Here is a 19,697-nt window from a genome sequence, read left to right on the forward strand (position 1 = left end):
CTCACTTATATTCCAAGAATTTGTTGATTCTCTTTCGCCTCATACAACGCACGGAAAATATAGTAGTCGGCAGGCGAAGTAATCTTCATGTTGTTCGGCGGACTCTTAACCGTATGCATCTCTGCTTTATAGAGGCTCAGTAAATGAGCGGAGTCGATACACATAAGCCCTTCGCGATGTGACCTTTGGTAATATTCCCAAATCAACGAGAATTGGAACGTTTGCGGAGCCTTGGCTATGAACATGCTAGCTCTCGGAGGAACTGCATCAATATGATCTCCCGTGCTGCTCTGTATAACGCTTTCCGTGGCAGGCTCAACCGTGATCGCCGTTCCGAATCTTTTTGCTTTTGAAATGTTCTCCGAGATCAACTCTTCCGTGATCAATGGTCGCACACCGTCATGGATCAACACAATGTCGTCTGCTTGGCATACGCCGCTCAAAGCCCGCAAGCCGTTGTAAATAGACTCGTGACCCGTCTCGCCGCCAGGAATGATCTGGCTGACCTTTTCAATTTCATAGCGTCGCAGCAATAGCTTTAACTCATTAATCCAACTTTCTAAGCAGACAACAATGATGTTGTCGATCTCCGAATGGTATTCAAAATGCTCCAACGTATATAAAATAATCGGTTTGCCATGCAGTTCAAGAAACTGCTTCGGTTTGGCACGCGAATTCATCCGTTGTCCCGTACCACCCGCAAAAATGAGAGCTGTATTCATCGTTTACCTCCTCCGCCAGCCTGCGGGAGCTGTTTGCTTAGTTCGTAGATGGCTCTGCCGGATGTACCGTCCATATTGTTAGCAATTTGACTGCACATTTGAATCTGCTTGTCGGACTGGAGTAGGGCAAACGGAAGATGATTAAACTGTACGACGTAGTCCAAAAAAGTGTCCAGGCTTATGCGTGCTTCATTATGCAGCAACTCCATCAAATTCTTTGATTGCATCGGTTGTTTTCTGAGCGCCGCCATCCTCGCCCGCATAACCGAACGGGCGTTCTGGTTCGAAATCGAAAATTGATGAAGTTTATGCTGATGTTTCCTCGTGTCCCATTGTAAAACACGGTTTCTCGTCAGCGCATAAACCGTATCACCGAACTGCTTCACATTAAAATAAGCGATACTTTTTCCTGTTTCAGGAAGATCAAGTTCACTTGCTTTATGAAAGCTATTATTACTAATATCAATTTTCAACGCAGTACTTGCTTCATGCGGGATTAACCACACAAAGCCGCCGGCATATATAACCGCTTGATAATTGACAGCATTTCCATCTATCACATACTCAGGGAACTCTATTTTTGCATACGACTGCGTTTCTCGCTTCCATTTCACGATGTAGTTGCCTTTTCTTGCTGCTAACCAGTAGTGCTCTCCATCATAACAAACGCCGAAAAATCTTTCGTCTTGCTTGCCGACCTTATAGAACTGGTAGGTCAAGGTTTCCATATCAAAGAACATAAGTTCATTCGACATATATAAGCTTAAAACGATTTCAGAACCGACTACAAAGCCGCCGGGACAGAACAGACCGTCGAAATCATTCGTTTGGTCCCAATTCAGCCAATGAGGTGACCGCTTGGCTGCATGCTCCACATGACCAAGCCAATCTGAACAATAGGTCATCTCACCACTTGTCGTATCATAACAAATAATTGCAGGGTACATATGCGCTACAAAGAACAAATACCGCTTATATCGAATGACCCTGTTGAAATATTCATTCTCACCCGGTCGGAGCCAGTTCAATTTTTCTTTATTTTGAAATGACAGCTGCTCAAATATACTCTTTTCCTTGTCATAGATCGCAATGTGATCGGCGTTGAAGGGAGCAAAATAAAACTTTCTATCCTGTTCAACTGCATCAAGATAGAGAAACTGGGTATTCTCCTCCTCGAAGCTTCCCATGTACTCCGCAATCATCGTATGCTTGTCTACTCTGAACAATCCATTGAAGTCATAGACGGAAACCCACCAATACTGATCGTCGTCAAGTATAATGCTTGCACGAACGCTTTTATCCGTTAACGGTAAATGATCTATCCATTGCACCATAATCGGCTTACCGGTGCACGCATAGAGCGACACCAACGACCCCATATCACCGTAGTAAGCATCAGATATCGCAATGGCTCGATGCAAATCCGCCGTATCGTCATAAATGCCTATCTGCCGCTGCTTGTACTGTTGAACGAATCGCTCGTATTCTTCTCGCAGTTGCGGACGCATCGACTGATATGTCGACTGGCTAAGAGGATGCGGACGCCATAATAATACGACATCATCCCGTTGCTCGACGCGATCGAATACGTTACGAAGTTTATTTAGCACCTTCTCGCCCCCCTCAAGTAGTACAGCAAGGGAGGTGTTGTATAACACGACTTTTCTACTCGTACCATCCGTCCGTTCGATCAGCTTCCGCCATTCATCTGGAACAACACAATATTCGCGCTTCGTGTTCACCACCTTATCGAACTTCGGCGAACCGAGCGCAACGATCTTCTCCTCCACATTTCCGAAACGACCTATACAGCGATTTGCTTGTTCAAATTGCTTTAACACGCGAATATATGTATCTCTAATTTTGTCGGATTGAACAATCACACGATCCGCAAACAGCACTCCTGCACAAGTACAGAAGTGCTCCTCAACCTTGTCCATGCTCACAAAATACGGAATGTAAACAAGCTGTTCTGTCAAATCCTTGAGCCGCTTATTAAAGTAGTTCGGGTGCACCATTGTAACTAGATTATTATCATCGTAAGGATTGATCGTCACAATTACATCCGGGCGACGTTCCTCGATATTGTAGCTTTGCCAATTCACAATCGGTACGTAGTCCGGGAATTGATTACCCTCATAATGCATATGCCCGAGCGTGCCGCCCGGCATCCTGTCATAATAGGGAATCGGCACGACGTAAGCATCGCATTGCGGGTCATCCTTCGCTTCCAGCCACACGGATTCACAGCTGTCCCACATACTAGCTTTGTAAGGTAGAAAGGCGATCTCTATTTTATTCGGCATCAATTCACTCTTAACTTTATCTTCAATTTTGCCCAACTGCTCTCGTAACCGCTTAATAGCGCTCGCGTTATCACTACCGTCATGGGTCTCGATGCTCGTAAAATACAGAGTATCGCAGTATTCCTCAAGCAACGCTACTGTCGCCGTTCCTTCTCCTTCGATTCCCTCTACATAATTGCCGATTTGGACGGCGAACTCTTGACAATCAGCCAGAAGCCCTACAAATAGCTTATTATTACGCTCTACATGTAACCGCATAAGTTCACGATGCGCTTCATTTAAAGTCTTGACGAGTTCCAGTACTTTCTCATGCTGAAATTTTCTCAAGCTACTTCATCTCCCCAACTCGTCCTCAGAGCGGCCATTCAACTCTCCCGCCAATCGGCAATCATGCGTTTGTACATAGCCGTGAGTCCGTATCTAGGTGTCCATCCCAGCCCTACGATTTTCTTAGCGCACAACCTCATCGTTACATCAGGGGCATATCCACGCTTGTCGATATCAGCCGGTTTGTCTATATCGACTGAAATTCGCCCTCCATTAACTTCTTGCACGACCAAATCTGCCATTTCGCGAATGGTCACACTTGCATCGGGGTTCGCGATATTGTAAGTTTCGCCATTCACGCCTTTCAACAACAGCAGAAGCAACGCACGAATCGCATCGCTGATATAACAATAATTCCCTCGTGACCGACCATCAGTATGTAATACGATATTTTCCCCGGCAATTGAACTGCGAGCAAATTGCGCAAATATACGCGGATCATTGCTCGGGTAGCCCGCTCCGAAAGTCTGCGCCAAGCGAGCTACCTTTATAGGAGAGCCATACTGAGCAAAATAACCGTTGCATAAACATTCACTCATTCGCTTGCTCTCGGGATAACTGCTTCTTGGGTGTTGAAGATTGATGTAACCCAGATCGTTCTCCGTCACAAATTGCAGCGCGGGATCTGTTAATCCATAAACCTCCATCGAGGACAAATAAACCATACTCTTAACTTGCTTTTCTCGGGCAAGCGATAATAGATTCTCCGTACCTCTTAGCGCGGTGCCCATTACACCTACAGGGTTAGCCACCATCTCGGCAGACTGTGTAATCGCCGCCCCATGGATAATATAATCAATAGACTGATCTACTTCCAACGACTCGCGAATGTCATACCGAATGAATCGAACGCCATGAGCATCTCCGAACAAGGACTGTGCTCGTTCATAATTTCTGCCAATGGCGAGAATGTCGAGACTAAGCTCATGTCTAACATTTGCTGCTGAAAGCGCACGAACAAGCATACCACCAATAGCTCCAGTTGCTCCCGTAACCAGAATGGTACGGCCACGCAGCTCTTGCCACGGTACAGTTCTATCGGAGACGATCTCATCCATATCCTCCATTAAAATTTGCGACAACAAGCTCGCCCCCTGCGTCTTCTAAATCGAATTTACAAAATACGATCTTTATTTACACGTCCATTTGGACTTTAACTCAAAGTTCGCGACTGTCTAGATGACATCGTCATTGTCGATATCGGCTCCACCGATCGAACTCAAACCCACATTCACGACAAGGAATGAACGGACCATGTCGAACCTCGCCCAAAAGCGTTCCTTACGCAATGATGTAACTTAGCCCATACTTCCTGCATATGGCATCAAATTCCGCAAGCAACTCTATTTGAATCAATTGCATTTGTCGCAGCTCGGCTCGCGACAATTCCTTCTGACTATATTTCAGCATTTCGTAATGGATCATCGCCTTTCAGCGCTCTTGCTACCTTCTTTATCGACATTTTACGACTTGGACTTTACAGCTAAATGAGATTACGCTATTATTCTCGACAAATGACGACAAACGAAAAGAAATAAACATGGCACACACTTATTTGATTTCTTTAATACATGACAAGCAAAGATAAATGTCCCAAAGTAGTCGCTTCCTCAAGCTCGCACTTTTTCAAAAGGTCTTTTTTAAACGAAACAGAGTGATCGAAGTTCTTGGTGAACGATTGAATAAGCTTCACAGTATCTTCTTCGGAAATGCTGTCGCTATTTGCGAATATACCTACGAGTTGCATCCTAATCAATGAAAAGAGTATACCAAGATAGAATACTTGATCGAACATACTTCCTTTTGCCGATATGGGGAATAAAGTAGAGAAGATATAATTAACCAAATAATTCTCCAAGATATATTCTTTTTCTCTTAAAAATCCGCTGTAACATTTTTCATAACTAGTCTCAAAGAATATCAACAACTCATTAATTCCTTCATTTTCCGAACGTTGCATGCCGCTTATATACGAGTCGAGGCACTCTTTATAACGCGGATTGGTCCAAATCTTATTTTCCGTTATGCTTAGTAAAATATCGTTCAGAAACCGCAATTGAAACAAATGATTAATTGGAAACACATCCGGGTTCGTCAGCTCCGGATTCGTATCCATATTCTCTCTAAAGCGCTCAATCAAGAGGGGCAGACCGTCACTCGATTGGTTTTGGATGGTTTCGTCCACTTGATCGGCAAGAACGGCAAGTAACATAAAGCGATGGGATAACGAATACTTTCGATTCTGCATGATCTCGATCGATAATACTCTTAACTCCCAGAAGTATGTCATCGTTAGAGGCAAGTCCGGTGCACTTAAAGACAGCTGTACGTTGACCCGCGTATTCCTAGCGTCATTGCGTTGGACGTACTCGAATTCGATTCCATTCGGATTCAGCAAAGCCAATCTTGCCGCCGCCGGACAAGACAAAACAGCCGACATTTCTTGAGCACCGTCGATTTCATTGATTTTCCGGGGATAAGAGGCGCAAGTAGAGGATAAATATTCTTCTCCGAGCCTGCCATGTATCGCGCATAGACCCCCATCAAGGAACGAACATGAACCCGTCTTCTGATTCAATTTCATAGAGGCATAAGAATGATCCGTTCGCTCCGAATTCTTCCTAAGAACTACATCCTCCTTTAATCTTTTGGACATTTCCGAATCGGTGACTCCCTGGTACTTCTGGTAAGTTTCCCTGTCAACAGCCACATTCCAGACTGCGCAACACGTATCTTCACATTCTGAGCCAATACACCGAAACATACTCATATATTCAGGCTGAAGGGTTTGATTGTTCATAGTTCATCTCGTTTCCGTCGTCATTTCTCATGATGAATGGATATAAGTTGCAATACGTTAAGATTTCGGCGAATGTTCGACAAAATCCTTTATTTTTCAGCTTAAACCCTTATATTTCTTGGAGTTTTCTGCCATTATATATTAAGCTATTATCATCATTAATTAATGCATAATTTCACTGGAGGCACTATGACTAAGCTCATTAGCGTTTGCATGATAGTCAAAAACGAAGAGGCCGTTCTTAATCGATGCCTTCAAAGCATTTCCGCCCTCGTAGATGAAATTATAGTAGTTGACACCGGTTCTAGCGATGCAACTAAAGCGATCGCTCTAAAGTTTACAAATCATGTTTATGATTTCGTTTGGATTAACGATTTCTCCGCGGCAAGAAACGAAGCTCTTAAATATGCTACTGGGCGCTTCATACTCACTCTTGATGCGGACGAGTATATGGATGAAGCAAATCTCTCTTTACTAAGAGATTCGCTTTCTAAGGTGGAACCACGGACAGATACTCTTTATCAGTTAAAGGTCGTTAACTACAAGGGTAGAAATCAACCAACAACCGAGGAACCTATTTTTCGAGTCTTCGCCAATTATTCGAACATTAGTTACGTGCGGCCTATTCATGAGCAACCGAAAACCCATTCAAGCCCCACTACAAAAGTAGTACCTTTACCCGTGAAGATTTATCATTCCGGGTACACCGAGGATGTCATTAAGTCCAAAAACAAACATGAACGGAATATGAACATCTTTTCTGAGATGCAAAAGCATTCCCAGCTTGGTCCTTACGATCACTGCATGATAGGCCGACAGTTAATTATGATGGATTTACATGAAGAAGCATTGGAGCATCTCCAGAAAGCTTTAAAGCTGGGGAACAAAAAGGAAGTATGGTATAAACATAATCTCATATCAATGCTAGAGGTTTATCTCAGTACTAATAAAGCAATTGATGCTTTTATTTTTATGGAGAAACATTTTACGCAATATCTACATTATCCGGATATTCGGGGTTTATATGCAATGGTATTGGAAAGGCTCGGGTTTTGGTCCCTAGCTAAAAAAGAATACGAAGAAGCTTATAAAATTGCAGAAAACCAAATAAAGACGAAAAAGGAAGATGTATTTGTAAGCGGGGATTTGAGTTTTCGAATTCCTACCTGGAATCTTGCCATTATGAATGAGAATGAGCAGAACTATAATCCGACTATAGACTATTTAGCGAAACTTCTTATAGCTAACAAAAGCGATCTGGAGTCAATCGGGAAGTTTATTGAGATTGCATCTTTAAATGAAAAACCGGAAATAATCATTCAAATCTTGGAAAAACTCATTCAAGCTGATTCCGAGATTACTTCGAACGCAATCGTAGGTAAGCTATCCATCTCACTAAACAAACTGGAGCTTGCCCGGCACTATTGCGACGATAAATTATTAAGCGGATTATACAATCCTTCTGAACAATTGAGATATGCTCTTATCATTTCAAACGTAACTTTATTTCAATCTGTATTAAATAAGCTAACCTCTGAACTAATCCTTCAAGATCCAATGGTAAAAAGGTTAATAGCGTTAGGCATTCTCATATGGGAAGTTAAAGAATGGAGTTCCCTCATTGAAAGCGATGTTCTACTATCCCGATTCACAAGCCAATTATTAAACGAAGACGTGCCTGAGCATTCTGATGAAGCTGAGGAAATGGCATGCATGATCATCAGCGAGTTATACAGTCTACAACAATGGGATCCTTATGAGACTACACTCAGTCACTATGAGACCCCAAAAGTAATAAATTATTTGGCGAATTTTTTCTTAGCCTCGCATCAATCGAAAACAGCCCTTCAATATTATCAGCATTTGTTAGATCATGATGCTATGTACGCAAATAGTTATGCTAACTTGGCCTTCTATAAGTATTCTCAAAAGGAGACTTCTGAGGCTCTAGTTCTCTGGGAGAAAGCCATAAATCTCGATCCTTCTCGAAAGAAGCTTTATATTCAATATTACGAAGCCTGTCAGGATCCAATAAAGAAACAAATGATGAAGAAGCGATTGTTGGATATCGAACCGCAATACAGCGCAATAAGGCTTTTGAAATAATAAAACCTTGGCTGAATGCCAAGGTTTTATTTTCTCTTGTCTACCATAAAACTATCGTAAACTCCGCTATTATTATAAGCAGCATGCTGCTTTTTGGATGAACTCAATCGATTCATTCCATCCATCGCTTCATCACGTAAACGCTGCATTTCTTTTAATATCGCCGAATCGAACGAGCGCAATTCTTCTATCCGCGCTTTTTGATCATCCGTTAGATTTCCTGCTCGTTCTTGAACTGCATCCGTAAGAACTTGCCTCAACTCGATAAAATCTTCAAATTCTTCGTATTCGGTAATTTCCCCTATCGAGCTTAATCTTCTCGTCTCCGCTAATACCTTTAAGATTAATTCATCCATTCATTGATTCCTTCTGGGAATTATTAGGCTTAATAATTTGAACCCACGCTTCCTTTAAATCGCTCAGAAATGTAATGACTTCCATAGCCGCTTCTCTGCTTTTACGCACATTCGCTTCCATTAACTTCCGGTTCATATAATCATAAATTTCAAGGAGATTCGCTGAAATGGGATATTCATGGTTCAAAGAAGCAATTAGTTCGTTAATGACTTGTTGAGCACGAAAAAGGTTATCGTTCGCTTTTTGATAATCTTTATTATTAATACCGTGGATCCCTTGTTTGGTAAAACGTATTGCTCCGTCGTACAACATGAGAATCAACTGGGAAGGAGAAGCAGTTTGAACGGAAGATTGTTGGTACTTATTATGCGGCGTAGATATCAATCTCTTCACTCCTCATTCATTTTCAATAATCGTTGCTCAGCTTTGCGGTACCCTAAGTCTGCTGAATTGCGATAACAAATTACAGCACGTTCTAGGTCCCCTAATACTTCATAATAATTGCCTAGATTATAATAGGCAGCGAAGGAGCCCGTACCTTTAACGCTGTCATAATGTTCCGTTTCCCCGATCTCAAGACACCATTGATAAGATTGTTCGATGGAAGCCAGTTTGGATATATATTTGGAGGTATCGCTGAGAATTAGATCTAAGTAAAATACCCCGCATGCAAAGTGGAAATCCGGATACAGTCTCAGCCACTCATGGTTTCTTTCCAGAATTGCAAGCACCTCGGAGTATTTCTTTAACTTATTGAGCAAGTAGATATATTCAGTTACAACATTAGGAGCATATCGTTCTTTTCCATGTAGCAAGCTATATGCTCTTGCAAAGTAGCTCTCGCTTTCTATTGATCGTTCGAGCCCATTGTACTCCTTGGCTAATTGAAATAAATAGTAAGGATCCTCAGGATTATCTTCGATTTCTAAAAGTAAAAGCGGGATGTTTCGGTCTGACTTATTGCTTTCCAAATATCCATCATGTTGTATGACGATTGGAATATGGCAGCGAGATAAACTCGTATCTACCTGCTCATGAATTCTCCCCTTATATACCTCTCCCTGGGGGAAAAAACGAGTGATGTAGTCGTTAGTTTCAGTCACATCTCCATTGACCGTTGTTTGGCTAACCCTCTTAATTCTTCCAACGGTACTCGGTACATTAATAAATCTACGAATTGCCTGCTCATCAAACGACTCTATCCATTCGTCAGCATCAAGGACAAGAAACCAATCTGCAGTTGAACAGCTTAAGGAGAAATTCCGCGCCGCTGCAAAATCATTATTCCACTGATAATCGTATATTTTTGCGCCTATCTCGCGAGCAATTTCTTTGGTTCGATCGATCGAACCCGTATCCACTACTACCATTTCATCTACGAACGGGATAGCGCTCTCCAAACAACGCCGAATTTTCGTCTCTTCGTTCAAGGCAATGACAACCAAAGCAATCTTTTTCATTCAAAACCTCATTAGGAATTATTGCTAAACAAACTAGTCGATTGAGCATTATAACGGTTCATCGCCGTTTCCATCGCCGTAAACTTCTTATAATATTGGTCTTCAGCCAAGGTTAAGCGTCTATTCATGTCCGACATACGAATATCCAGTAGTCTTAGTTGTTCGCCTATCCGGCTATTCGCATTAAAAGCAGCATCGTTTGCTGTACTCACTCTAGATGTACCTGCTTTTGTTGCTAACTCTTGCACCGAGGTCAAAGTAATGTTTGCAATACGGCTAAATAGACCGTTATTGGCGTTTGTCGCGGATGCCGCTGGCGATACCGTGCCCTCGGTTGTTTTATTAGTGAAAAATCCAATGACCTGATCCGGATTCGCTTCGATTGCCTCGCGCAGCTTAGCCTCATCGATAACCAATTTCCCACGTTGGGTGTAGTCCCCCGTGTTGATCCCTAAACTAGTCAAATTCACATTCGTTCCGTTCACGTTAACATCCGTTATCGCGGCAAGCCTGAAACTGCTGATCATTGACGTGAACGTCGAGTCGTTGCGCAGCAACCCGCTTCTCGCCTTGGATTCCCATAAAGTAATCTCGTCATCCGACATTTCTTTCTTTTGCTCGCTGGATAATGGAGTATAGGTACGGAACTTCTCTTCTCCGAGCTTTTTATTAACTAATTCGAGGATTTCGTTATAATCTTTAACGAAGGACTTCACCGTTTCCATAATCTTGTCCGTATTCGAAGCAATCGTTAACTGCGTTGCCGAACCTGCCGAAGCGGAATTCAAAGTAATATCCAAGCCATTCTCAACGAACTTGTTGCTTGAACGAGTGGTCGCTATACCGTTAATCTTCAGTTCTGCATCGTTACCGGCCGTTCCAACCATTCCGAAGTTATTCAGAATATCCGACGATACGTTAATTGCGCTCGCAGTTCCGGTCGTCTTGGATGTTATCGACATTTCTCCCGTCTGACTATCAAGAAAAACGTTAACGTTAGCATCTTTGCTATTATTCAACTTTGATACCATGGTGGCTAATGTATCCGTATTCTCGTCCAATACAATTGAGCTACTGCCGGTCTGTATCGTGATCTTGCCGCCTACCGCTGTATAATTAAAGCTTCCGCCGATATCCTTGAGTTTGGTATTCAAATCGACCTTCCCAAGTCCAGTCCCGGGGGCGGACTTCCAAGTCGCACCTGCCGCGAGTTTTGTAACCTCGATAGACATGTTTCCCGCAACTGCATTCGCATTCGCCTTTACGCTCACGGCGGAGGTATTTCCGGCGACGCTGATTGACTTAGCGTTAATCGTCCCTTCCAAGCCATAACTGAATAGTTTGTTATTACGGAAATCAACGAGCTTAGCATTAATGTCACGATACTGTTCCCTTTGCCATTCTAACGTGGTTTTCTGCTGGGTAAGCTTATCTAGGGGCGCTCTCTTTGCCTTCATTAAATCCTTCACGAGCGAATCGATATCCATTCCAGAGACAAGTCCTGATATTCTGGTCACCATTGCTTATTATCTCCCCTTCCATTTATACCTTCTCATCTACTAATATTCCGGCAAACTCCATCATTTTCACGACAAGATCAAGTGTTTTCTCCGGAGGTATTTCACGGATCAGTTCACCCGTTTCTTTATTAAATACTTTAACCATTACCGCTTTCGTTTGTTCGTGTACTTTCACTTCAAAGGTTGTCGTAGGACCCTCCAGTGATTTGATGGCGCGATCTACGGCTTTGATCAACTGCTCTTCCCCGATGGAAATCTTCATTCCTTGCTTTTCCGCAGTATCTAGTTGTTTCCCCGTACGAAGCGACTGCGAGCTGGAGTTTTGTTGCAATTTCAAAGTTTCTACTTCCGCGCTTACTTTTACTGAAGGATTCTGAATGGGCGTCGAAGACGCGCTTGACACGTTCTGCAAGTTCATTCTCTCACTCCGTTCCATATATAACGCTCTAGTATATATATCGACTTCATCCGTCGCTTTATTTAGTTTTTTAAAAAAGAAAAAGGCCTCGGGAGAACCCGAAGCCTTTTTTCGTTAAAATTAACGAAGCAAGGAAAGTACGCCTTGCGGAGCGGAGTTTGCTTGCGCAAGCATCGCTTGGGAAGATTGAAGCAAGATTTGGTTCTTCGATAGAGCAACCATTTCACTAGCCATGTCCGTATCGCGAATACGGGATTCAGCAGCCGTAAGGTTCTCAACCGTAGTGCCCAAGTTGTTGGAAGTGTACTCCAAACGGTTTTGAAGAGCTCCGAGTTTAGCACGTTGCGTAGCAACGTTTTCGATAGCCGTTTCAACTGCTCCAAGAGAAGAAGTAGCTGTCAAACCAACGAAACCTGTTGTTGCAATCGAGCCGATTGAAATAACTTGCGCGCTGTCATTCGATTGAATGGATGCGCCTGCAGTGATGTTGATGCCGTTAAATGTAGTATCAGTCATGATCTTGTCGATCTGAGCGCCAAGAGCAGTCAACTCTTCGTTGATGTTAGCTTTGTCAGTAGAAGAATATGTGCCGTTCAACTCTTGAACGTTCAATTCTTTCATACGAGTCAACATGGAGCTAACTTCGTTCATTGCGCCCTCAGCTGTTTGAACGAAAGAGATACCGTCTTGAACGTTACGTTGAGCTTGCTCAAGACCGCGGATTTGACCGCGCATTTTTTCGGATACTGCCAAGCCTGCTGCATCGTCAGCTGCACGGTTGATACGGAGACCGGAAGCCAGTTTCTCCATGTTCTTACCAGTTGCAGAGTTGTTCAGCGTCATGTTGCGGTGAGTGTTCACCGCGATAATGTTGTGGTTAATACGCATAATAATATTCCTCCTTGAATGTTGGTGAGAATCGCATCCTTGCGAATCTCCATTACCCGTAATAATAGGTCGGCCGCCCTATATTCAGGTTCTAAAATATTTATCGGTAATCGGACCGAGAAGGTTTATAGGCTTTTATAAATTCTTTTTTATTTTTTTCAGTTGATCGGATAGAGTTTGAATATCCACCTTTTGGACGGCGGCGTCTCGGTTCGATTCTTGTACCGAGACAAGCAGTTCTTTTCGCAGGATCTGTAGTTCCTTGGGGGCGGCGATACCCAGCTTGATAACGTCTCCCTCAATCTCCAAAACAGTGATCTCGATATTATCCTGAATAATGACGGATTGTCCTTTCTTCCGCGATAGTACGAGCATAGGTATACCTCCTTCTACTTATCTGCGTTTGATTCGAATAATTGATGCCGCGTTGAAAACGGAGTATTGGAAAGGATGATTTGTTTACCTAGTTTATTCTCGATATTAATCGCTATGGGCGCGACTAAATTAATAGTTGCCGATTCTAGCTCTTCCCGCAATGTTACGATCGCTCTAATCAATAGGGGCTCGGCGGACTCTAAACGCAGTTCCCCGGTAGCCGTCTCCGGTAGATCGAATTCGTATTCCTCGTAAAATAAAAAGGGATCTACGACCAAGAAGCTTATTTCCTCGTCATCCAAAGAACGCAAAGTTCCGAAAGGAGCAGCCTCCTCAACTTCGCCGAACTCAAAACGTTTGCAATGCTCAAATCCGGGAATACCTTCTTCGAATACGATAACAACCGTCTCCGCTACTACATTATTTCCGATTTCATTCCCGCTAACCATTGTTAATTGCCCCCACCCTGTCGAAATTAGAAAAGCTATAAGCGCAAAGTACTCGCCTACAGCTCGATAGAAAACAAAAGCCGTTATGCAGTTATATCGATTTTCGGAGGCGTAATCGTTACTTTGGGATATTGTTGCATATAGATGTTTACGTTGCCGCGTTCGAAATTAATTTCCGGCCGGTGAACTTGAACGTCGATATTCAAACGCCCTCTATCGACTTGGAGATTGACGTCGTTCGGCGTATATTGGAACTCGATATTGGTAGGCGACGCGAATCCGAATACCTGAAGATCCGGTGCGCCTTCAACGAAATCATTCAGAGCAAGTTCCGGAATCGGATTATCGCGACGAGCGATATTTCCCATCCGATTCCCTTTCTCCACGATCTGTTGAATATTCTGCTGCGCGATCTGTTTGTACTGGGAGTAAATTCGGTTCCAGAACACTTCCGGTTTGCCGCCGGTTAACGCATTGTTGGTTAGCGTTTGGTCGATCTGGAGATTCCCCGGTCGATTGGTAGCCGTCACTACTGCCTTGATAGACTGCACCTGCAACTCGGGCTTGGGCCTCCGAATATCATATCGACCCCGTTCGGATTCGATTCCGATCAAGCCCCTTTGGGACTGTATGGATATGAACGGCACCATCTGCCCTGCACCTCGCTCTTGACTATACTACCTTAAGAAATCTACGAGCGTCGGAGAGATGACTTTTGCCCCGACGGAAAGCGAAGCTTGATAGACGCTCTCGTTTACTTTGGACTTAATAATTAAATCCTCGATATCCGCGTCTTCCGTCTTGGACTGAAGTGTTTCGAGATTTACGTTTAGATCCTTCAATCTTTGTTGCATCAATTCGACGCGGTTAACGCGCGCTCCGACTTCCGCTTGCTGCGTCAGAACTTTGTCCATTCTGGAGTCCAACGCGGAGATCTGATCAGAAACGCCGGAATAGTTACCAGACTCCAAACTGGCGACCATCTGGTCGATGACATGGAACAGATTATCGTCTTCATTCTTCGGAGCAGGGACTCCCGTAGGTGGAAACCCGAATACATTGTTACCCGTTAGATTTACCGTTAATTGTATCCCGGTATTAATCGCATAATCAAGATCGCCCGTATCGGTAATTACGTTCGCAGGGTTTACGCTAGGATCGTACGATATTTTATCCGTAAATTGACCATTAAAAACGTATTTCCCTTTGAATTGGCTATTCGAGATATCGACCAGTTGTTCCTTCAACTGCTTCATCTCGCCTGCGATATTGTCTAACGCAACCTGCGGGTTCGTTCCGTTAGAGCCATTAACAGCCAACTCCTTAATACGTTTGCCGATGTCGCTGACTTGGGAAAGCAGAGTATCGTTAAAATCCAACCAAGACGTCGCGGAATCCACGTTCGTTTGGTAGCGGTCGTTAAGAGAAAGATCGCTGCGGTAACGAAGCGAATAGGTGATTCCTACGGGATCGTCGGAAGGACGATTGATCTTCATCCCCGTCGAAAGCTGCTCTTGAAGGCCCTGCATCTGGCCTAGATTCTTATTGATATTGCGCAACAGTTGGTTTGTTATGCTCCCTTGCGTAACGCGTCCTACCAACTCGATCACCCTCTCATTCGAGAAATGCTATATTATCTGCCTACTAGTCCCATGCCGTTGATTACTTTATCTAAGGTTTCGTCGATCGTTGTCATGAATCTGGCAGCCGCGTTGTAAGCATGCTGGAATTTAATCATGTTGCTCATCTCTTCATCCAACGAAACGCCGCTTACGGATTGGCGACGAGCGTCTACCTGGTCGACTACGATTCTAGAGTTGCCCTCTTGCCTATTGGCTTCTTCCGCCTCGACCCCGAGTTGACCGACGACGGAACGGAAGAAATCGTTGACCGTTCCTTGCGCGGTTGCCGCCCCCGTGGAAACGGAAGAAAAATCGATTTTCATTTCGCTGAACTGGGCAATCAACATTGCCAAATCTTTATTTCCTTTGACGATGGTTTCCGGCGTCCCCGATGTACGCATGGAAGAAGCAATGTTGCCGGCATCCTCGATAATATCAGCGCTCAATTGAATGTTTCCCGCGGTTAAAGGTCCTCCGTCTTGGGATACGAAGAAAGCTCCACCTGCCTTCGGAGGATCCATCATCGTGTACCCCAATTGATGCAGTCCGTTAAGACCCTTCACGGTAACCGTCAGATCGGTAGCAAGCGTTCTTGCGGCACCGGAATACGTCACGTCATTCAACACGGTTCCATCCGGCAGAACGGATCCTGCGGGAATCGTAACCTGAATATCTCCGTTTGCCATCCCGTTTACTAACGTATTAAGCTGTTGCTGATAGTTGGCCACGTATTGATCGCGGGATACGATCATCCCGTAAGCTTCGCCGCCGTTCAGATCTCCCGAAGCGACTCCCGCTTGCAAGCTCTCCACGGTGACCGGAGTGAACGCATCGTCTGTGATCAGGTTTACTCCGCCCATGTTAACCTGGTATCCGCCGTCGGCCGTCTCCGTGCTGGTTACATTGATGACTTTCGATAAACCATCCATCAGAAGATCGCGTTGATCGCGCAGATCGTTCGCGTTATCGCCTAATGCTTCTATTCTTCGAATTTGAAGATTCAAGTTGGAGATGGTATCGAGAGAAGTATTGATCTGGCTTGCCTTAACTCCGATATTCTCGGTAATGTCGGCGCTCAGCTCGTCCAACTGCCGGCCAGTTTGGTTGAAGGCATCCGTAACCGCTTTGGCGGTCTCGCGAACCAATTTTCTAGCGGTGATATCTTCAGGATTCTCGCTTAGATCGTGCCATGACTTCCAGAAGTTATCCATGACGGCTCGAAGTCCCGTATTCGAAGGTTCATTCACGATCGTCTCCAGCTTCTGCAGGGTATCGGCTTGAACGGCCCAATTGCCATTCGTCTTGTTTTCATTGCGGAATTGCGTGTCCAGGAACTTCTCCCTAATACGCGTAATGGAGGTGAATTCGACGCCGGTTCCCAACTGGCCTTTATCCGTCGAGCGGTTCATTCCTATCGCTTCCATCGGCCTGGTTGCGACCATATTAACGGTCTGCCGGGAATATCCCGCCGTGTTCGCGTTCGCTACGTTGTGTCCCGTCGTCTGGAGGGCGGCCTGTTGCGTGAACAAACTGCGTTTAGCCGTCTCCAACCCGTGGAAGGTTGATCTCATAACTCTCTTCCCCATTTCGTCTTTTGAATGTACGTTCTATACTTTCGAATCGAAGAGTTTAAGCTTATGCTGCGCATTTGACGAATCCGATGGACGTTTATAAACGTAATCCTGATCGTCGTAAGCGCCGGCTAATAGATCCAAGGAGAAGTCATTGAATTCGATCGATTGCTGCGTTAATTTCATGTTCAGATCGTTAAGCGCTCTCAAGCGCTCCACCGCGGTACTTAATCTGTCAGCCAGCTCCGTCAATCTCAACTTGTCTTCCGCGATCGTGATCATACGGATCATCGTGACGACCTTGAAGGAAGGTGTAGGAGTCAGGTTCTGTTCCTTGAGGAAATCGTTAACAGCTCCGACGCGAGTATTCTCCGTCTCGACGATTAACTTCAACAACCTAGCTTCCTTGTTCACGATTTCGGTCAACAAATCGACTTCGTTCGCGACCAAGGCTTCTTTCTTCCGCAGCGCGAAAGCGATCATCTGCTCATGCTGCAGAAGCAAAGTCTCCAAGGCCTCGCATAATTTATGAAATCCCATGCAGTCACCTTCTGCCTGTAAAATAGCGATCGTCTATTCCCTAACGAAAGGCAGCAATCGTTCGGCCAGCTTGCCCGAATCGACTTCATACGTGCCCGAGCGAACTTCGTTCTTCAAGCTCTCGATGCGTTGAGCCCGATTCGGATCGTCCGCGCGTTGAGCGCCAAGCAGTTCCATCGCCTCTGCGGAAAATTGAACCTCGTCCAAGCGGCGTTTGCCGGTAGATTGGTTCGTGCGCGCTTCCGATTGCTGCTGATAAGTGCGGTAGGCACCGATGCGTTGAGTATCATTAATTTTCACGAGTATCACCCCAATCAAGTAAAACGGTTTCACCATCATAAAAAACGGCAGAACGCGTTTGTATCGAGCGATCAGACGAGAATAAGGGATTCAAAGACTTATGCCTTCTGATCGAAATAAAAAAACCGATAATGTCTACCCCTATTATCGGTCAATGTTTATGAAATGTTTAGAGTTGCGATTATTTCCTGTCATGAAGACGATCGCCGATCCGGTAAGCGCCTCTGTTCCGGTCATCCGGGTTATGTTGGAGCATCCCCGTGGAGCTGGCGTTCTTTACGTCGCGTTGCAAGCGCTTCTTGCAAGAATCGCAGATGTGGCCTTCCCGAATAAGCATCCCGCAGGATTCGCATGGATAGGACATATTCGGTGCGTTGACCAAAGATATCCGGCCTTCTCGAATCCATCTGGTAATCTGCTTAATGCTAATCTCCATATCTTCGGAGAGCTTTTGGATATCCAGCCCTTTGTTCGAACGCAAATGATCCACGGTTCTCTCGTAATCTTTTTCTAACAACTGATGACAATTATTGCAAACGTCGCGGAAGTTCTTGTCGAACAATTTCTCGCATCTCGGACAGTAGGTTAAATTCACTTAATCATCTCCTCGACTTCCGACATCAATCGACTAATATACATGCATTGTACTAAATATTTGAAATTATCGCCATCGATTTGTTTACGCCGATGCGGACGGAGATGAGACCGGAGCTTCCTTCGATGGTTTCCGCGGAACTGCCGCCTCTAGCTGTGCGGGTACGCTTCCGAACAATAGCCAGGACCAACCGGTCATTCTGCTTATCAACGTAACGACGACCCAAGATATGAGCAAAGCGCATAAGAATCCGCCCGCATACCAAGCATGGTAGACCATCGTGCCTCCGCCATCCAACGGAAATTTGCGGTAGACGAGCAAGATAAGGGGATGGAACAAGTAAACGCCGAACGATACGACACCTAAATGACGAAGCCTTCCGACCCAGAAGGAGCTATTCATGCGGCCGCCGATCAGGAAAGCAATCTGTATCAGAACCAGAGGCGTCAGCATCGTATAGATGTCCCATAAGCCGTCATATAGCGCATTGTGGTATACCGTCTGATACATTCTCTGATTGTAGAAAATCCTTACATAAGCGATGCCCGAAGCCAGCCACGCGGACCAAAGAGCGATCCAAAGCACGATTTTTGTTTTTGTGATCGTATCCTTGGCGATAATGAGCCAAGCTTTAATCTTGTCGAAATAAATACCGAGCCACGCCCCGAGAAAATATTGACCGAAGTAAGTCGGTGACCAACTTCCTCGATTTGTAACCTGCCAGTACTCTCTGTTGTACAAGAAAAATGCCCACTGTAAACCGACTCCGACGATAACGGCGGTAGCCGCCAACCAGCGGAAGCGCTTGAAGAGATAAAGTAAAATCGGAAACATCAAGTATAGCTGAATACTTATAAACACAAAATAGAGGTGAGTATACGCCTGACCGTGCAGAATTTTGTCCCAGTAACTCGGCCACATTCGGGATAGCTCCCACGCGAAGCCGTTCTGGTACCAACGCAACGCAAAATAAATCGTGGAAAAGATCATGTACGGCACTACGATGTACAACAACCGATTACGATAAAATTTCTTGAAGCGTTGTACCGTTAACGGCTGCGGATAATAGTTGTAGAACAGCACGAAGCTACTGAGAAGGATAAACGACGTCGTTCCTATTTTCGAGAATATATTCAGGAAATTATAGACGCCGTACAGGCTCGTTTCCTTCATGTCCACCGTTGCGAACGAGGTGGAGTGAACCATTAACACGCCTAGAATGGCGATGCCCCGTACTATGTCGATTTCCGTTAATTTCGCGCGACGTTCCATGAGGGCCTCCCACCGGTGCTTCACCGATTTCATTTTATAACTGCGAGCAGACAAGTCTCTTAATCATAG

The 19,697-nt window shown here is 44.7% G+C and carries 20 protein-coding genes; 1 reads left to right on the forward strand and 19 read right to left on the reverse strand.

The genetic code is table 11. From position 1 onward, the window contains the following. Window positions 1-5: 5 nt before the first annotated feature. The 4 genes from DFP95_RS17190 to fliB form a co-directional block, all read right to left on the reverse strand. Window positions 6-722, reverse strand: a complete 717-nt coding sequence (locus tag DFP95_RS17190) for an IspD/TarI family cytidylyltransferase (protein ID WP_115993887.1) — start codon at window positions 720-722, stop codon at window positions 6-8. Beyond that, window positions 719-3,355 carry a hypothetical protein gene (locus DFP95_RS28955; protein WP_181907481.1) on the reverse strand — a complete coding sequence of 879 codons (2,637 nt, stop codon included), beginning with the start codon at window positions 3,353-3,355 and terminating at the stop codon, window positions 719-721. The genes DFP95_RS17190 and DFP95_RS28955 overlap by 4 nt, the downstream gene beginning before the upstream one ends. Window positions 3,356-3,393: 38 nt before the next feature. Next, window positions 3,394-4,437: an NAD-dependent epimerase/dehydratase family protein gene (locus DFP95_RS17200; protein ID WP_115993888.1), complete on the reverse strand. Its 1,044-nt coding sequence runs from the start codon at window positions 4,435-4,437 to the stop codon at window positions 3,394-3,396. A gap of 482 nt (window positions 4,438-4,919) precedes the next feature. After that, window positions 4,920-6,155, reverse strand: coding sequence for a flagellin lysine-N-methylase (gene fliB / locus DFP95_RS17205; RefSeq protein ID WP_147304179.1), 1,236 nt, complete (start codon window positions 6,153-6,155; stop codon window positions 4,920-4,922). Between the two features lie 189 nt (window positions 6,156-6,344). On the opposite strand from fliB, the gene DFP95_RS17210 reads away from it, so the two are divergent. Further along, the gene (locus DFP95_RS17210; protein WP_181907482.1) at window positions 6,345-8,261 is read left to right on the forward strand and encodes a glycosyltransferase family 2 protein; all 1,917 of its coding nucleotides are present in this window, start codon (window positions 6,345-6,347) and stop codon (window positions 8,259-8,261) included. A gap of 26 nt (window positions 8,262-8,287) precedes the next feature. On the opposite strand, the gene fliT is transcribed toward DFP95_RS17210, so the two are convergent. The 15 genes from fliT to DFP95_RS17285 all read right to left on the reverse strand — a co-directional run bounded on the left by fliT (window position 8,288) and on the right by DFP95_RS17285 (window position 19,628). Further along, the gene (gene fliT, locus DFP95_RS17215) at window positions 8,288-8,617 is read right to left on the reverse strand and encodes a flagellar protein FliT (RefSeq protein WP_115993891.1); all 330 of its coding nucleotides are present in this window, start codon (window positions 8,615-8,617) and stop codon (window positions 8,288-8,290) included. After that, window positions 8,610-9,002 carry a flagellar export chaperone FliS gene (gene fliS, locus DFP95_RS17220; RefSeq protein WP_115993892.1) on the reverse strand — a complete coding sequence of 131 codons (393 nt, stop codon included), beginning with the start codon at window positions 9,000-9,002 and terminating at the stop codon, window positions 8,610-8,612. The genes fliT and fliS overlap by 8 nt, the downstream gene beginning before the upstream one ends. Before the next feature lie 5 nt (window positions 9,003-9,007). Further along, entirely contained in the window at window positions 9,008-10,078 is a 1,071-nt protein-coding gene (locus DFP95_RS17225; RefSeq protein ID WP_115993893.1) for a glycosyltransferase family 2 protein, read from the reverse strand. An 11-nt stretch (window positions 10,079-10,089) separates the two neighbouring features. After that, a complete protein-coding gene (fliD, locus tag DFP95_RS17230) occupies window positions 10,090-11,598 on the reverse strand; it encodes a flagellar filament capping protein FliD (protein ID WP_115993894.1) in 1,509 nt (502 codons plus the stop codon). Window positions 11,599-11,620: 22 nt separating this feature from the next. After that, window positions 11,621-12,016: a flagellar protein FlaG gene (locus DFP95_RS17235; RefSeq protein WP_115993895.1), complete on the reverse strand. Its 396-nt coding sequence runs from the start codon at window positions 12,014-12,016 to the stop codon at window positions 11,621-11,623. 120 nt (window positions 12,017-12,136) lie between these two features. Next, window positions 12,137-12,904 carry a flagellin N-terminal helical domain-containing protein gene (locus DFP95_RS17240; protein WP_115993896.1) on the reverse strand — a complete coding sequence of 256 codons (768 nt, stop codon included), beginning with the start codon at window positions 12,902-12,904 and terminating at the stop codon, window positions 12,137-12,139. Window positions 12,905-13,039: 135 nt separating this feature from the next. Then, window positions 13,040-13,279 (reverse strand): carbon storage regulator CsrA, encoded by a 240-nt coding sequence (gene csrA / locus DFP95_RS17245; RefSeq protein WP_115993897.1) that lies wholly within the window; start codon window positions 13,277-13,279, stop codon window positions 13,040-13,042. 14 nt (window positions 13,280-13,293) lie between these two features. Continuing rightward, entirely contained in the window at window positions 13,294-13,728 is a 435-nt protein-coding gene (fliW, locus tag DFP95_RS17250) for a flagellar assembly protein FliW (protein ID WP_115993898.1), read from the reverse strand. 83 nt (window positions 13,729-13,811) lie between these two features. Then, a complete protein-coding gene (locus tag DFP95_RS17255) occupies window positions 13,812-14,378 on the reverse strand; it encodes a DUF6470 family protein (protein WP_115993899.1) in 567 nt (188 codons plus the stop codon). A gap of 27 nt (window positions 14,379-14,405) precedes the next feature. After that, entirely contained in the window at window positions 14,406-15,329 is a 924-nt protein-coding gene (flgL, locus tag DFP95_RS17260; RefSeq protein WP_115993900.1) for a flagellar hook-associated protein FlgL, read from the reverse strand. 32 nt (window positions 15,330-15,361) lie between these two features. Further along, window positions 15,362-16,921: a flagellar hook-associated protein FlgK gene (gene flgK, locus DFP95_RS17265; protein ID WP_115993901.1), complete on the reverse strand. Its 1,560-nt coding sequence runs from the start codon at window positions 16,919-16,921 to the stop codon at window positions 15,362-15,364. Window positions 16,922-16,957: 36 nt separating this feature from the next. Further along, window positions 16,958-17,461, reverse strand: coding sequence for a flagellar protein FlgN (locus tag DFP95_RS17270; RefSeq protein ID WP_115993902.1), 504 nt, complete (start codon window positions 17,459-17,461; stop codon window positions 16,958-16,960). 33 nt (window positions 17,462-17,494) lie between these two features. Continuing rightward, window positions 17,495-17,761, reverse strand: a complete 267-nt coding sequence (gene flgM / locus DFP95_RS17275; protein ID WP_115993903.1) for a flagellar biosynthesis anti-sigma factor FlgM — start codon at window positions 17,759-17,761, stop codon at window positions 17,495-17,497. A gap of 181 nt (window positions 17,762-17,942) precedes the next feature. Continuing rightward, entirely contained in the window at window positions 17,943-18,356 is a 414-nt protein-coding gene (locus DFP95_RS17280) for a flagellar protein (RefSeq protein WP_181907483.1), read from the reverse strand. 84 nt (window positions 18,357-18,440) lie between these two features. Then, window positions 18,441-19,628 carry an acyltransferase gene (locus tag DFP95_RS17285; protein WP_115993904.1) on the reverse strand — a complete coding sequence of 396 codons (1,188 nt, stop codon included), beginning with the start codon at window positions 19,626-19,628 and terminating at the stop codon, window positions 18,441-18,443. Window positions 19,629-19,697: the final 69 nt, after the last annotated feature.

Source organism: Cohnella lupini (assembly GCF_003386205.1).
GTDB lineage: Bacteria > Bacillota > Bacilli > Paenibacillales > Paenibacillaceae > Cohnella > Cohnella lupini.